This is a genomic window from Pyxidicoccus caerfyrddinensis (genome assembly GCF_010894405.1).
GTDB lineage: Bacteria > Myxococcota > Myxococcia > Myxococcales > Myxococcaceae > Myxococcus > Myxococcus caerfyrddinensis.
Genome location: NZ_JAAIYA010000002.1, coordinates 565,561 through 580,457, shown reverse-complemented (window position 1 = coordinate 580,457; position 14,897 = coordinate 565,561). Strand labels below are relative to the sequence as shown.

Below are 14,897 nucleotides of genomic sequence, written 5' to 3'. Positions count from 1 at the left end.
CGGGGTGGCCCGCGTGCTCATGCGCTCCGACGCCCGCGGGCGCTCCGGGCACGGGACTGTCGCCGGTGACGGGTGTCGTGTCGTCCTCTCCGAAGGGAGGCTGGGGTGGAACCTGCGCCCCCGCCCCGAGCGGGACGGCAAGCAGCCACAGAGACACGGCAAGCAGTGGAACGCGCATGGGACAGCCCCCCTTTGCGTCTGAAGCTGGAGCCGCTCCGCGCCGGGAGGAAGCGGCCCACCGGGAGTCGTCCCGGCGGGCGCCACCGCGTCCGGTGACTAGAGCTTCAGCTTCCGCAGCCTCAGCGCGTTGGCGATGACCGACACCGACGAGAGGCTCATCGCCGCGCTGGCGAAGATGGGGCTGAGCAGCAGGCCGAAGAAGGGATACAGCACTCCCGCCGCCAGCGGCACACCCAGCAGGTTGTAGATGAAGGCGAAGAAGAGGTTCTGCCGGATGTTGCCCAGCGTCCCCTGGCTGAGCTTCCGTGCCCGGGCGATGGCCCGCAGGTCTCCCTTCACCAGGGTGACGCCCGCGCTCTCCATCGCGATGTCCGTGCCCGTGCCCATGGCGATGCCCACGTCCGCCTGCGCCAGGGCCGGCGCGTCGTTGACGCCGTCACCCGCCATGGCCACCACGCGTCCCTCCCGCTGGAGCCTGCGCACGACCTCCCCCTTGGCGTCCGGCAGCACCCCGGCGATGACCTCCGTGATTCCGAGCCGCCGCGCCACCGCCTCCGCCGTGGTGCGGCTGTCGCCGGTGAGCATCACCACGCGCAGCCCTTCTTCGCGCAGCAGCTCCAGCGCCTCCGGCGTGGACGCCTTCACCGGGTCCGCCACGCCGAGCAGCCCCGCGAGCTGCCCGTCCACGGAGACGAGCACCACCGTCTGGCCCTCGCCGCGCAGGGCCTCGGCACGCGCGTTCAGCTCGCCCGCGTCCACGGCCCGCGCCACCATCAGCGCCGCGTTGCCCAGCGCCACCGTCTCCCCGTCCACGCGGCCGGTGACGCCCTGCCCGGTGTGCGAGCGGAAGTCCTCCACCGCCGACAGCGACACGCCGCGCTCCTTCGCGCCCTCGACGATGGCGGCGGCCAGCGGGTGCTCGCTGCCGCGCTCCAGGCTCGCGGCGAGCTTCAGGAGGCGGGCCTCGTCGAAGCCAGGGGCCGGCACCACCGACGCGAGACGCGGCTTGCCCTCGGTGAGCGTGCCCGTCTTGTCCACCACCAGCGTGTCCACCGCCTCCAGTCGCTCCAGCGCCGCCGCGTCGCGGATGAGCACGCCCGCCTGCGCGCCCCGGCCCGTGCCCACCATGACGGACATGGGCGTGGCCAGGCCCAGCGCGCACGGGCAGGCGATGATGAGCACCGCCACCGCATTCACGAGCGCATGCGCCAGCCGTGGCTCCGGGCCCCACACACCCCACACCACCGCCGTCACCACCGCCACCGCGATGACCACCGGCACGAACACCGCCGCGACCTTGTCCGCCAGTCGCTGAATCGGCGCACGGGTGCGCTGTGCCTCGCCCACGCGCTGGACGATGCGCGACAACAGCGTGTCCTTTCCCACCCGCTCCGCGCGCATCACCAACGAGCCCGTGCCATTCACCGTGCCGCCCGTCACCTTGTCGCCCGGCCCCTTCTCCACCGGGAGGGATTCGCCCGTCACCATGGACTCGTCCACCGCGCTGGCGCCCTCCAGCACCGCGCCATCCACCGGCACCTTCTCCCCGGGCCGCACGCGCAGCCTGTCGCCCACGTGGACGTGCGCGAGCGGCACATCCTCCTCGTGCCCGTCCTCGCGAATGCGCCGGGCGATGGCGGGCGCCAGGCTCAGCAGGGCCCGCAGCGCCCCCGAGGTGGCGTGACGCGCGCGCAGCTCCAGCACCTGTCCCAGCGCCACCAGGGTGACGATGACGGCGGCGGCCTCGAAGTACAGCGGCGCCGAGCCCCCATGCCCCGTGCGCAGCCCGTGCGGCAGCGCGCCGGGGAACACCGTGGCGAAGACGCTGAAGAGGTACGCCGCACCCGTGCCCAGCGCGATGAGGGTGAACATGTTGAGGTGCCGGTTGCGCACCGACGTCCAGCCACGAGCGAAGAAGGGCCAGCCGCCCCAGAGCACCACCGGCGTGGCCAGGACGAGCTGCGCCCACGCCAGCACCGACGCGGGCACCGCGTGCTGCACCGGCTGGCCCGGAATCATGTCCGACATGGCGAGCGCGAGCAGCGGCACGGTGAGCCCCAGTCCCACGCGGAAGCGCCGCCGCATGGACTGCAGCTCCGGGTCCGGCGCCTCCTCGGGCAGCACGGTGCGGGGCTCCAACGCCATGCCACAGATGGGGCAGCTTCCCGGCCCATCCCTCACCACCTCCGGGTGCATGGGGCACACGTACTCGACGCGTGCTTCGAGCACGGGCGGGGACTCGGGCTCCAGCGCCATGCCGCACTTGGGGCACGCGCCCGGGTGGTCCTGGCGGACCTCCGGGTCCATGGGGCACATGTACAGCGTGCCCGGCGCGGCGGGCGGCTCGGGCTCGGTGGACGAGGGCGCGAGGTAGCGCGCCGGGTCCGCGCGGAAGCGCTCGCGGCACTTCGGGTTGCAGAAGAAGTAGTGGTGGCCCTCGTGCTCCAGGCTGCCCCCCTTGGGGGCGAGCGGGTCCACCTTCATCCCGCAGACGGGGTCGATGGCGTGCGCCTCCCCGCTCGTGGGGGGAGGCGGCGAGGGGGCGTGATGGTGCGAATGGGAGTGGTGCATGGTGTGTCCGTGCTCCTTTCACCCAGGCCAACGGAGCACCCGGCCGGCTCTTACAGGGGACCTCTTCAGCACGAACGTCTTGCGCAACAACCCGGCCCAATCCAGTCGCGGCGTCCGCTCCTTCTTCGCTTCCGCCTTCGCCGCTGCCTCAGGCGGTGGGCTCGCCTCTTGCGGCTTCGGCTCCGCTCCCACTTGGGGGAGCCACCCGGCAATCGTCTGGGGCCTCGACTGGATGTCCCCAGGGGAAGCCCGTGAGGCCAGGGGGGCTCACCGCCCGTCCGCGGCTTCCTCCGGCGTCGCCCACAGGAACGACAGCGCGCGGACATACACCCCCACCTGGGGATGGGACTCCAGGCGCGAGAGCTCGCCCGATGACACCCTGGCGTGCCCCAACCACCACGAGATGAGCTGGCTTGCCCGCCACACGGGAAAGGCCTTCAGGACCGCATGCATCACGGGCAATTCGCGCAGAAGCCGCTCCTGGTGTGTCCGGGGCTCCTCCCGGAGGAGCCGCTGCTCGAGCTCGTCCACCGCCCGGGCGCACACCTCCGCATCCAGGCGCAGGCCACCCATCCGCAGCATCTCGCGGAAGGCCAGCGTCAACACCTCACTCGCGGGCTCGAGCGTCCCCAGCCGCAAGACCAGGCGCCTTCTCGAAACCTCGGGCACGCTCTCGTCCAGGGCCAACTTCAGCACCTCGGGCATGTCCTCCATGGACAGGGGCTCGCGTGGAGCGGCCAGTCGTCGCGCGGACCAGTTCGTGAGGGTCCACCGCTGCGCCCTCCGCAACAGCCGTACGGCGACGGCACCACAGACGCAGAGGAGGAAGAGGGGGGCAAGGTAATCCTGCCACGTCTTCACCTGGAGCGAAGCTATGAAGCGGTCAATGATCAGGAGCAGGGCGAGGGAAAGCAGCGAAAGAACGACCAGCCCCCACTTCATTCTCAGGCGCCGCAGGTGCCTCCACATCTGGAGCCACGGGCCCGTCCACTCCAGGCTCCGCAGGTGCCTCCACCTCTGGAGCCACGGGCCCTTCCACTCCAGGCTCCGCAGGTGCCTCCACCTCTGGAGCCACGGGTCCTTCCACTCCAGGCTCCGCAGGTGCCTCCACCTCTGGAGCCACGGGTCCTTCCACTCCAGGCTCCGCAGGTGCCTCCACCTCTGGAGCCACGGGCCCTTCCACTCCAGGCTCCGCAGGTGCCTCCACCTCTGGAGCCACGGGTCCTTCCACTTCGGGTTGCGCAGGCGTCTCCACGGCAAGGAGCGCAAGCCCAGCAGCAACAGCAGGCCGAGTCCCACCCACGCGAGGCCAGCGCCGCTCACGAGTCCCAGGATCAACCCCAAGCCGAACAGGCGTCTCACCCCCAGCCAAGGGAAGTCTCTGGGATCCCCCATCTGGAGCCAAAGCGCGCCGACAGCGCTCGCCAGAGCGAATGACAGCCCTCCTTCGAGACGCGGGCCGTACGGACCGGACGGGTACGGCATTCCGGCAACGGCCGCGGAGAGGAGCCAACCGGTGAAGAACGAGGCCCCTGTCCCCAGCGCCACCCTTTGCTGGAGCAGCCCCGTGCCCGGCCCGAGCTGGAGGCGGCCTATCGCGGTGACGACGAACTGGTGCGCCACGCTCAGGATGACGCCCGCCCGCACGCCCTTCCATCCATAGACGTACCCGAATGCCGCGCCCCACACGCCAGCGACCGCGGCGCTCGCTAGCAGATACAGCACCAGCGCCAGGCGGAGGCTCCTCACGAGGAAGCGGAGCCGGACGTCACTCGCCGCGAGCCCCGCCCAGTAGCCATACTCGAAGACGAAGGCCAAGGAGAGGCCCTCGCGCAACACCTGCTTGTGCAGCACGTCGCGCACCGCCGGGCGGGAGGAGGCCAGACTCGCCATCGCCCGGAAGACCTCGCCCTGCTCCCAGCGGCTCGGCGAGTGGAGCGCGCTCCTCACACACGGTTTCAGGGACGGCTGCTCCACCACCGCGCCCCGGGCGGCCCGGAGCGCACGCACCCGCTGCAACACGGGAATCGCGCTCGCGTCTGCCGACTGGTAGCGCCGGGCGAGCAGCTCCCCCATCCGCTTCACCGCCGGTGCGTCACTCGCGAGCGCGGCGGACTCCATCATCCGTCCGAGCAGCATCAGCCGGGCCTCGTAGACGAAGCCCCTGGGCTCCCCGCCCAGCCCCGCTTCAATCCCCTCCAACTGCCGGGCGAAGAAGCCCGAGAGGTCCACGTCCGGTCGCGCCAGCAGCACGAACACCTCGTGCCGCCACGCCTGGTCCACCCGGGCCGACAACCACGCCTCGCGCTCCTCGGGGAACAGGGCGCGCAAAGCGGAGGCCGCGAACACTTCCTGCACGCGCGGGTGGAAGAAGCGCACCGCCCCCGTGTCCGCCTCGCGCACGAGCAGGCGCTCGGAGATGGCGGCGTCCACCAGCAGGACCCCCTCGTCCGGAACCAGTCCGCTCAGGCCGAGCAGCGCGTCCACGGGCACCGCCGTCCCCGCTCCGAAATGGTCCAGCAGCCCCAAGCTCAACCGGCCCAGCCCGGACTCCAACTTCCACCTGCCGAGGTGGCCCGCACGCCGCTCCAACCGTCCCAACTGCCGCTCCACGAACGCCTCGAGGAGCTGGGCCTGGGACTCGGGAAGGCGCCCGTAGTTCTCCAGGTGGTGGGAGACGAGCGCGAGCATGAAGGGATTGCCCGCCAGCTCCGCCAGGGGCGAACCGGGCGCGAGAAGCTCCCGGGCCACCCGCGCCGGCTCCGGAAGGCCCCGCTGGCGCAGGTAGTCCCTCACCCGCCGCGCTTCGAAGGGGGCGAGCCTGATCTGCTGCACATCGAACTGGGAGCGGGAAGGGAAGTCCCGGGTGCGGCAGGCGAAGACCATGGTGACCCGGCCGCGGGCGCGAGTGAACGCCCGGAGGGCCTCCAGGCGCTTGTCGAAGTCGTGCCGGGGCATCTCATCGAGCCCGTCGAACAGGAGCACCAGCGAGCCCTCGGCCAGCATCTCCTTGAATTCGCGGACCAACCCCCGCTCCTCGGGCGTGCGATGCTCAAGGCTGGCGCACAGCCAGGCTTCCAGGGACACCGGCTTCCCCTCGGCAGTGATGTCTGTATAGGCCCCCAGGCTGAACCAGGCGGGCAGCGCCGCCCGCGAATCCCCGAGGGCCGCCCGGGCCAGCTCGCGCCCCAGCCGCCGGAGCACCACGCTCTTGCCCGAGCCGGGCTCCCCGAGCAGGGCCGTCACCCGGTGGGTGCGCGGATGGCGCAGGAGCTGGCTCAAGGAGGAGTGGGTCTGACGGACCGGGCTCCCAGTGGCCTCGGGTGGCGCCTTGCTCCAGTCCCGGTCCACCTCGAAGGTGAGGTCCGCGGGGGAGGAGGGCGCCTCGATGTCCTTCTCTGGCTCGATGAAGCTCGCGGGCACGAAGCCCGCATCCCTGTCCAGCGTCTCCATCCGCCGCAGGAAGCCCTCGAGGTAGTCCTTGCGCGAGTACGCAGCGGCGCTCGCGGGGCGGGCCTCCCGCAGCTCGCGGATGACGCCCCGGAGCTGCTCGACGAAGGCGGCCCAGGCCGCGTCCGGTCCCCCCTTGTCCCTGGACCACCCAGCCATCGTCTGGGGTCTCGACTGGATGTCCGGGGGGAAGCCTTGGAGGTGCTGGTAGGGCACCCCCTGCAAGGACGTCGGCTCGACGAAGACGGGAATGACCCTCGCCTCACCCGCCTCGTGCCGCTTCAGGGCGACGGGCAGCTCGACCTCATAGCAGTACCTCGAATGCAGGAAGTCGGGGGTGATGAGCAGGAGCACGAGGTCCGCGCGCTTCAGGTGCTCGTCGATCTCCCGCGCCCACGTCTGGCCAAGGGGGGTGTCCCGGTCGTGCCAGAGCTCGAGCTCCCCCTGGCTCACCAGCGGAGCGAGGTGTTTCTTCAGCCGCTGGAGGTGCTCCTCATCCGCGTGCGCATACGAGGTAAAGAGCTGCAGGGGTGGCCCCGAAGCATGCCGCGGCTGGGCATCCATGAGACAGATGTAACCACCCACCTCACCGGGCTCGCCGCCGCGTCCACCGCGCTCCTCGACGCCGTCCAGACGCTCGTCCTGGTGCTCGACCCGAAGGGGTGCATCGTTCACGGCATCCCCAACCCCATCTTCCACAAGACGCGGGACGGGCGGTACCGCGGGTGCAACCGCGCCTTCCCGGAGATGCTGAACACCCCGCGCGAAGCGCTCGAGGGCAAGAGCGTGTGGGAGCTGTCCCCGCCCGAGCTCGCCGCGCGCTACGCCGCCAAGGACCAGGAGCTCCTCGACCACCCCGGCATCCGAACGTACGAGTCCTCGGTGCGCTTCGGCACCGGCGAGGTGCGCGACGTCATCTTCTACAAGGCCACGTACACCGACGCGCGCGGGGCGGTGGCAGGGCTGGTTGGGCATCGTCATGGACATCACCGACCGCAAGCGCGCCGAGGCCGCGCTGCAGAAGTCGCGCGAGGAGCTGGAGGTGCGCGTGCGCGAGCGCACCGCCGAGTTGCAGAAGCTCGAGGACGCCGCCGTCGCCGCGGACCGCACCAAGAGCGAGTTCCCCAACATCGCCTCGCACGAGCTGCGCACGCCCCTCGCCTCGCTGCACCTGGTGCTCACCCAGGCCCGGCTCCTCAACACCACGCGCTCTGCGGTGGCCCCTGCGCTGCAGCCAGTTGAGCAGGCCGCGTCGGCAACTCCGGGTGCTCCAGAATGGCGCGCACCCCGTCGGGTGCCGTCAGGTACGCCAGCACCCGGCGCCGCCCTCCACACCTCACGCAGGCCAAGACGTCCAGGAGGGTGGTGACCCCGGAAGGAAGGTGCCCGTCCCTACGTCGGTGCCGGCCCGTTGTAGCCGGCGTCGCCATAGGGCTTGAGCCGGTCGAGCCAGAGCGCCTCCAGGACCTTGAGCTCCTCCTTGGGGTCTCCCCCCGGCTCCTCGGCGGGAGGCAGGACGTCGAGCACCTCGAAGGTGAAGCTGTCGGCGCCGTGGCGCTTCCAGTCCGCGAGCAGGCCGGGGATGCGGTCCATCCCGGTGCTCAGCTCGAACTGGATGCGGTTGAGCGCGCCCTGGACGTTGAGGCTCGACCCCACCAGGACCTTGCCGTTCGCCTTGTTGCGGACGGCGAACACACCCATGGCGGGCGGCTTCTCCTTGTACGCGCGTCGGACTTCGGCGCGCTGCATGCGGCTTCCGGGCTGCGGGGAGACATCATCGGCGGACATGGGGACCTTCTTTCGGGTTGGAGGTGAAGAGCGCTTCACGGGAGTGGAGCCAGCGAGGCGGGCGAGCCGCTGCTCGAGCCGGGCGTGGGCGGCCGCGTCGCGCGGCGCTACCCAGTCGGGGCCCGCCAGCGCCCAGTCGGGGTCGGTCAGGTCCACGCCGAGCGTCGTCAGCAGGCTCGCCTCGCAGACGAAGAACTGCTGTCGGAAGGGAAAGAGGTAGCCGCCCTGCGCTCGCAGCGAAGCGAGCGCGTCCTCGTAGGTGGTGAACCACCGGTTGAGGAAGAGACCACCGACGCGCGAGAGCAGCGCCTCGAAGTCGACAGCGGACGGAGGTGGAGGTGCCTCCTCCCGCGCGGCCTTCAGCTCCACCCAGGAGGCATACCCCTGCTCATGGGCGATGACCGCCAGCGCGTGCTTGCGCTGCACCTGGTCTCTTCGAGCGAGCAGCTCAGCCAATGACAGACGGCCGAAGGCGGGAAGTGCGCGCAGGCGCTCTGCGGCCCGGCTGGCGCGCGACGAGTCAGGCGAGCACAGCTCCTTCAGCAGGAGCGATGCGCGGACCTTGCACTCGTGCAGCGGGAGAGGCGGGGCGGTTCCCATGGACAAGCCCTTCGTATCCGGCCCTCACCCGAGAATGGGCCGTGGAAGGAACTCATCAGGAACTGTCGCACTGCCGGGAGAAGCGAGGGTGACGTCGTCTTTTTCGGGCACAGGCGCCCCTCGGCACCTGCGTGAGAGTTAACAGGGGCCGAGGGCGTCGGCAAGGCGTGCGCCCTCCACTCACACGCGGGACTTCTTGCACGAACAGTCCAGGCAGCCGTGCGAGGCGCAGGTGCCACAGCTCCGCTCCAGCTGCTTCTTCAGCGCCTGCCGAGCCCGGTGCAGGCGCACGCCCGCGTTGTTGGCGGTGATGCCCACCTCCTTCGCCACGTCGGGCACGCCGCGCTCCTCCAGGTCGACCTTGCGCACCAGCTCCGCGTACTCGGGCTTGAGGGTGGGGAGCAGCTCGCCCACGCAGGCGCAGACGGCGCTCTTGAGCTCCGGGTCCTCGGAGGCCTCCGTGGCCTCGCGGGCCTCGCGCTCCAGCGCGCGCCCCTCCGCGGCCTGACGGCGGTAGTGGTCCACCAGCGCGTTGCGCAGCAGCCGGTAGAACCACGTCACCGCGCCTTCGCCATCGCGCAGCGCGCCGCCCTTCTCCAGCGTCTTCACGAAGGCGGCCTGGAGGATTTCCTCCGCCACCGCCTTGCTCCCCACGCGCCGCTCCAGGAAGCCGAGGAACTGGCGGTGGTTGCCCACCAGCGCCGGAAGCACGTCCTCACCGGCCACCTCGATTGCGTCTTGCGGTTCGCCGCTCATCTCACCACCAGAGTGCCCTTCATCATCTGCATGCCACAGGTGAAGGCGAAGGTTCCCGCCTTGTCCGGCACGAAGTCCACCACCGTCTCCTTCAGGCCCGGAAGCGGCGTGCGCACGCCGAAGTCGGGAATGAGCAGCTCGTCCCCGCACCCGCCGGTGTCCTTGCGCACGAAGCGCAGCCGCGCCGGCACGCCCTGCTTCAGCGTCACCTCGCTCGGCTGGTAGCCGCCCTGCACGGTGATGGTGACCTCCTGCACCGCGCCATCCACCGCGGCCTTCGTTGCGGGCGCCTTCGCCGCGTCCACGGGCGTCAGCAGGAAGCCGATGAAGTACTCGGGGTCGTCCGGCATGGGCAGGCGCACCGTCACCTCGCGCTCACCATCGGCGGGAGGCAGCGTGCCCGAGAGGAACTCTCCCGCCGCTCCGGGAACCAGCGGCACGGAGGCACCCGCAGCCTCCACCGTGCCCTTCTTCCCTGCCAGCGGCACCGGCTGCCGGAAGGCATCCGTCACCCAGACGCGCACCTCACCGGACTTCAGCGACAGGACCTCCAGATGCGTCTCCCCGCTCATCGCCACGATGCCGCCGTGCAGGGGCGTGTGGTCGTGCGCCTGCATCGGCGCGGCGGAAGTGCCGTCGTGCCCGTGCTCCTCCAGGTGCGCGGAGAAGCGCGCCACCTCCGGCTTCCCGTCCCGCACCACCGTCACCACCATGGTCAGGTGGTCATCCGAGTGCTCCGGCCCCTGCCCTTCCAGATGGTCTCCCACCGGCGCCAGCTTCACGTCCGGATGGCCGCCCTTCGCCACCTTCACCGTGCCACTGGCACCCGCCACCGGACGCACGGCGAGCGCATCGTCCAGCAGGAACACGCGGTAGCCGCCCGCGCGGGTGACCACCAACTCCATGTGGCCCTGCGACGTGGACTCAACGACTCCGCCATGCGGCGCTGCGTGGGCATGGGGCTCCGCGACAGCGTGCGACTTCGCAGCCGGAGCTTGCGCCTCAGGGGGCGCGTCCTTCTTGCTGCATGCGGCCACCAGTCCCACCGCCATCAACGCCGCGATGATTTGCTTCCTCATCTCGAACATCCTCCAACGTTCCTCACGGGGTCCGCCTTCACAGCGACCTCGCGAGCCGCTCCTCGGGAGGCGCTGCCTCCGGGAGCTGGGGGTCCTCTTCGGCGCGCGCCGCCGCCTTGCGCGCCAGGTAGCGCTCCAGGGCCGGACGCCCGAAGCGGAAGAACACGGCCGGCGTGACGAGCAGGTCCAACAGCGTGGAGCTGATGAGCCCCCCGAGGATGACCGTCGCCACCGGGTGCAGAATCTCCTTGCCGGGCGCTCCCGACGCGAGCGCCAACGGCACCAGCGCCAGCCCCGCCGTCAGCGCCGTCATCAGCACCGGCACCAGCCGCTCCAGCGAGCCGCGCAGCACCAGGTCCCGGCTGAAGTGCTCGCCCTCCACCTCGACGAGGTGCAGGTAGTGGGAGATGAGCATGATGGTGTTGCGGCTGGCGATACCGCACAGGGTGATGAAGCCCACCAGCGTGGCCACGGACAGCGGCTGCCCGGTGAGCACCACCGCCGTCACGCTGCCCACCAACGCCAGCGGGATGTTGAGCATCACCTGGAGCACCAGCCGCACCGAGCGGAAGTGCGCGTACAGCACCAGGAACATGCCCGTCAGCGACAGGAGCGACAGCAGGGCGATGAGCTTCGTGGCGGATTGCTGGCTCTCGAACTGGCCCTCATACGTGACGAAGGCCCCGGGAGGCAGCGACACCTGCGCGGCCACCTGCTCGCGGACCTGCTCCACCGCGCTGCCCAAGTCCCGGCCCGACACGTTCGCCATCACCACGATGCGCCGCTGCAGGTGGTCATGGTAGATGACGTTGGGCCCCTGCGACTCCACCACCTCCGCGATGGCCGCCACCGGCACCCGCGCCCCCGAGGGCGTGTCCACCAGCGCCCGGCGGAACGCCTCCGCGTCCACGCGAGAGCGCTCGTCGTACCGCACCAGCACGTCGAAGGTGCGCTGTCCCTCCAGCACCTGCCCCACCACCACGCCGTTGAAGACCTTCTCCAGCTGCTCCGCCATGGCGCCGGGCTGCACGCCCAGCCGCGCCGCCTCCTCGCGCTTGAGCCGCACCTGGAGCTGCGGAATCAGCGTCTGCTGCTCCACCTGGAGGTCGACGATTCCGGGCACGCCCGCCATGACGGCGCGAACCTCCTCCGCCTTGCCGCGCAGCACGTCCAGGTCCTGCCCGAAGAGCTTCACCGCCACCTGCGCGCGGATGCCCGAGAGCAGATGGTCCAGGCGGTGGGAGATGGGCTGCCCTACGGAGACGGACATGCCCGGGAGCTGCGCGAGCCGCTCGCGGAGGTCCCCGAGCACCACCTCCCGCGCGCGCCCGTCCCCTGCCTTGAAGTCCACGTCCAGCTCCGAGTAGTGGACGCCCTCCGCGTGCTCGTCCTGCTCGGCGCGGCCGGTGCGGCGGCCCACCGTCTTCACCTCGGGCACAGCGGCGATGAGGCGCTCGGCGATGAGTCCGAAGCGGTTGGACTCCTCCAGCGACGTGCCCGGCGGCGCAATCAGCGTCACCGTGGCGGTGCCCTCGTTGAAGGGCGGGAGGAAGGAGCGGCCCAGGAAGGGCACCACCACCGCCGCGGCGAGCACCAGCACCGCCGCGCCCGTCATCACCGGACGGGGATGCGCCAGCGCTACCTTCAGCACCCGCCGGGCCCGCGCCTTCAGCCAGCTCACCAGCGCGCCGTCGCCGTGGTCCAGCAGGCGCCCCTTCGGCAACAGGTATGCGCACAGCGCTGGGGTCACCGTGAGCGACACCAGCAGGGACGCGAGGATGGACACGATGTACGCCACGCCGAGCGGCGCGAAGAGCCGTCCCTCGATTCCGCCCAGCGCGAACAGCGGGATGAACACCAGCACCACGATGAGCGTGGCGAAGACGATGGAACCTCGCACCTCCGAGGAGGCCTTGAAGACGACGCGCAGCGCGGACTCGGGTTCGGCCTTCGCGCGGTTCTCCTTGAGGCGGCGGTAGACGTTCTCCACGTCGACGATGGCGTCATCCACCAACTCGCCGATGGCCACCGCGAGGCCACCCAGGGTGAGCGTGTTGATGGACAGGCCGAAGGCCTTCATCACCAGCGCGGTGATGACGAGGGACAGCGGAATCGCGGTGAGGGTAATCGCCGTGGTGCGCAGGTTGACGAGGAAGAGGAACAGCACCACCACCACGAGCAGTGCACCGTCGCGCAGCGCCTCCGCCACGTTGCCGATGGCGGAGTGGATGAAGTCCGCCTGCCGGAAGAGCATCTCCACCCGCACGTCCGCGGGCAGCGTGGCGCGTAGGTCCTTCAGCGCATCGTCCACCTTTCCGGTGAGCTCCAGCGTGCTGGCACCGGGCTGCTTCTGCACCGCGAGGATGACCGCGGAACGACCGTTCATTCCGCCGTCGCCGCGCTTCACCGCCGGGCCCACCGCCACCTCGGCAACCTGGGACAGGCGCACCGGCACGCCGTCCCGCACCGCCACCACCGTGCCCGCCAGGTCCTCCACGGAGGCGCTGCGCGCGAGGTTGCGGACCAGGTACTCGCGGCCGCCCTTGTCCACGAAGCCGCCCGTGGTGTTGCCCTGGGACAGCCCCGCCGCGCGCTCCACCTCGTCGAAGGTGAGCCCGAAGGCGAGCAGCTTCTCCGGGTCCACGCGCACCTGGAACTGCTTCACGCCGCCGCCCAGCACCGTCACCTGGGCGATGCCCGGAATCGTCAGCAGCCGCTGGCGGAGCGTCCAGTCCGCGAGCGAGCGCAGCTCCAGCGGCGACGTGCTCCCACTCTCGCTCTGCACGCCGAGCAGGAGGATTTCGCCCATGATGGAGGACACCGGCGTCAGGTGCGGCGTCACGTCGCGAGGCAGCCGCTCGCGCGCCACCTGGAGCCGCTCGGACACGAGCTGCCGGTCCAGGTAGATGTCCGTGCCCCAGTCGAACTCCACGTAGACGATGGACAGGCCCACGCCCGACGACGAGCGCACGCGCTGCACGCCCGGCGCGCCGTTCATCGCTGTCTCGATCGGCGTGGTGACGAGCGTCTCTACCTCCTCCGGCGACAGGCCGCCCGCCTCCGTCATCACCGTCACGGTGGGACGGTTGAGGTCCGGGAACACGTCCACCGGAAGGCGCGTGACGGCCCAGCCGCCGTAGAGCAGCAGCGCCACTGCCGCCAGTACGACGAACAGGCGGTGCCGCAGCGCGAGGAGGATGACGCGGTCAATCACCTGCCGCCTCCCCTCGCCATGCGCAGCGCGGGCACGCCGCCCACCACCACCCGCTCCCCCGCCTTCAGACCCTGGCGCACCTCGCGCCACTCGCCGTCGCGTCCACCGAGCACCACGGGACGCAGCTCGAAGGCCTCGGGCGCGGTGTGGATGAAGACGAAGGCGCGGCCCTCCTCCTTCACCACCGCCGACACGGGCACCGCCAGCGCGTCGCGCTTGCCGCCCTCGCCAATGGCCACGTCCACGAACATGCCCGGGCGAAGGCGGCCCTCGCGGTTGTCCACCTCGAAGAGGACGCGGACGCTGCGCGTGGACTCGTCCACAAGTTGTCCCACGTTGTAGAGCCGTGCGGCGAAGTGCTGGCCCCCGTATGCGGGCGTGTCCACCAGCGCTCCCGAGGCGCCCTCCACCCGCGCCACGTCGCCCTCGTAGACGCGCGCCTCCACCCAGACGACGGAGGCGTCGAGCACCGCGAACAGCGGGCGTGCCGGGTCCACCTGCTCGCCCACGGTGGCGCGGGCCTCCACCAGCACGCCGTCGATGGGAGCCACCAGCGGGAAGCGCGCCGTGCCCTGCCCCTGGCGAGCGCCGGACAGCACGTCTCGCGAAGCCTTCGCCCGGCCGAACTCCTGCTCCGCCGTGCTCACGGTGAGCCGCGCCTGCTGGACCTCCTTCTCCGCCACCACGCCCTGCAGGGACTCCAGGCGCGCGAGGTCTCTACGGGCCTGCTCCAGCGCGGCCTGCGCGCGGGACACCTCGGCCTCCGCCTGGATGTAGCCCGTCGACAGCCCCGTGGCCTCCGAGGTGGAGAGGCTTTGCTGTACCAGCGCCAGCACCTCGCCGCGCTTCACGCGCTGGCCCACCAGCGGCACCGAGGCGCCGGAGGCCAGCACACGCCCGGGCACCGGCGCGGAGACCTGCGCGTAGCGGTCCGTGCGCGGCACCACCTTGCCGGGGGCCACCAGCCGCGACTCCAGCGGACGCACCGCCGCGCGCTGCGTGCGTACTTCGAGGAGGAATTGGGTCTCCTTGGGCACGGTGAAGCCCACGCCGGGGACGATGGGCTGCTGCTGCTGGGCGGACGGAGCCTGGGCGTGGCCCTCGTGGGCGTGGGCCTGGGAACTCGCGAGGAGACCGAGACACATCACGGACAGGGACACGGAGAGCGCGCGTCCCTGAATCCGTAGCCCCGCGGGGCGCTCGGACCGCTGCGAGCCGTCATGCGCGCGCCGCGCGGAGAGCACTTTCGACAGCGTCAT

8 protein-coding genes and 1 pseudogene are annotated in these 14,897 nt (G+C 71.1%); 2 read left to right on the top strand and 7 right to left on the bottom strand.

Translation table 11 applies throughout. The features are described from left to right. Positions 1 to 276: 276 nt before the first annotated feature. On the bottom strand, positions 277 to 2,751 hold the full coding sequence (locus G4D86_RS05900) for a heavy metal translocating P-type ATPase (RefSeq protein WP_163990343.1): 2,475 nt from the start codon (positions 2,749 to 2,751) through the stop codon (positions 277 to 279). A 267-nt stretch (positions 2,752 to 3,018) separates the two neighbouring features. After that, positions 3,019 to 6,876, bottom strand: a complete 3,858-nt coding sequence (locus tag G4D86_RS05895; RefSeq protein ID WP_240360065.1) for a TIR domain-containing protein — start codon at positions 6,874 to 6,876, stop codon at positions 3,019 to 3,021. Here G4D86_RS05895 and G4D86_RS54265 point away from each other — a divergent pair. Together G4D86_RS54265 and G4D86_RS52595 are read left to right on the top strand one after the other, a co-directional pair. Next, a pseudogene (locus G4D86_RS54265) lies at positions 6,847 to 7,164 on the top strand (PAS domain-containing protein); the annotation flags it as partial. The gene G4D86_RS05895 and the pseudogene G4D86_RS54265 overlap by 30 nt on opposite strands. 16 nt (positions 7,165 to 7,180) lie before the next feature. Then, the gene (locus tag G4D86_RS52595; protein ID WP_240360064.1) at positions 7,181 to 7,570 is read left to right on the top strand and encodes a hypothetical protein; all 390 of its coding nucleotides are present in this window, start codon (positions 7,181 to 7,183) and stop codon (positions 7,568 to 7,570) included. Positions 7,571 to 7,593: 23 nt separating this feature from the next. Here the strand turns inward: G4D86_RS52595 and G4D86_RS05880 are convergent, their stop codons facing one another. The 5 genes from G4D86_RS05880 to G4D86_RS05860 all read right to left on the bottom strand — a co-directional run bounded on the left by G4D86_RS05880 (position 7,594) and on the right by G4D86_RS05860 (position 14,897). Beyond that, complete coding sequence (locus G4D86_RS05880; protein WP_163990337.1) at positions 7,594 to 8,589, bottom strand: GIY-YIG nuclease family protein; 996 nt, start codon at positions 8,587 to 8,589, stop codon at positions 7,594 to 7,596. 180 nt (positions 8,590 to 8,769) lie between these two features. Next, complete coding sequence (locus G4D86_RS05875) at positions 8,770 to 9,345, bottom strand: RNA polymerase sigma factor (protein ID WP_163990335.1); 576 nt, start codon at positions 9,343 to 9,345, stop codon at positions 8,770 to 8,772. Further along, a complete protein-coding gene (locus tag G4D86_RS05870) occupies positions 9,342 to 10,424 on the bottom strand; it encodes a cupredoxin domain-containing protein (protein WP_163990333.1) in 1,083 nt (360 codons plus the stop codon). The genes G4D86_RS05875 and G4D86_RS05870 overlap by 4 nt, the downstream gene beginning before the upstream one ends. Positions 10,425 to 10,461: 37 nt before the next feature. Continuing rightward, complete coding sequence (locus G4D86_RS05865) at positions 10,462 to 13,638, bottom strand: efflux RND transporter permease subunit (protein WP_163990331.1); 3,177 nt, start codon at positions 13,636 to 13,638, stop codon at positions 10,462 to 10,464. Next, positions 13,635 to 14,897, bottom strand: coding sequence for an efflux RND transporter periplasmic adaptor subunit (locus G4D86_RS05860; RefSeq protein WP_163990329.1), 1,263 nt, complete (start codon positions 14,895 to 14,897; stop codon positions 13,635 to 13,637). Before G4D86_RS05860 ends, G4D86_RS05865 begins: the two co-directional genes overlap by 4 nt.

Coding starts and splice junctions, on each gene's coding strand:
- G4D86_RS05900 (WP_163990343.1), bottom strand. CDS start 2,751: ATGCACCACTCCCATTCGCACCATCACGCCCCCTCGCCGCCTCCCCCC.
- G4D86_RS05875 (WP_163990335.1), bottom strand. CDS start 9,345: ATGAGCGGCGAACCGCAAGACGCAATCGAGGTGGCCGGTGAGGACGTG.
- G4D86_RS05880 (WP_163990337.1), bottom strand. CDS start 8,589: ATGGGAACCGCCCCGCCTCTCCCGCTGCACGAGTGCAAGGTCCGCGCA.
- G4D86_RS05870 (WP_163990333.1), bottom strand. CDS start 10,424: ATGAGGAAGCAAATCATCGCGGCGTTGATGGCGGTGGGACTGGTGGCC.
- G4D86_RS05860 (WP_163990329.1), bottom strand. CDS start 14,897: ATGACGCTGTCGAAAGTGCTCTCCGCGCGGCGCGCGCATGACGGCTCG.
- G4D86_RS52595 (WP_240360064.1), top strand. CDS start 7,181: ATGGACATCACCGACCGCAAGCGCGCCGAGGCCGCGCTGCAGAAGTCG.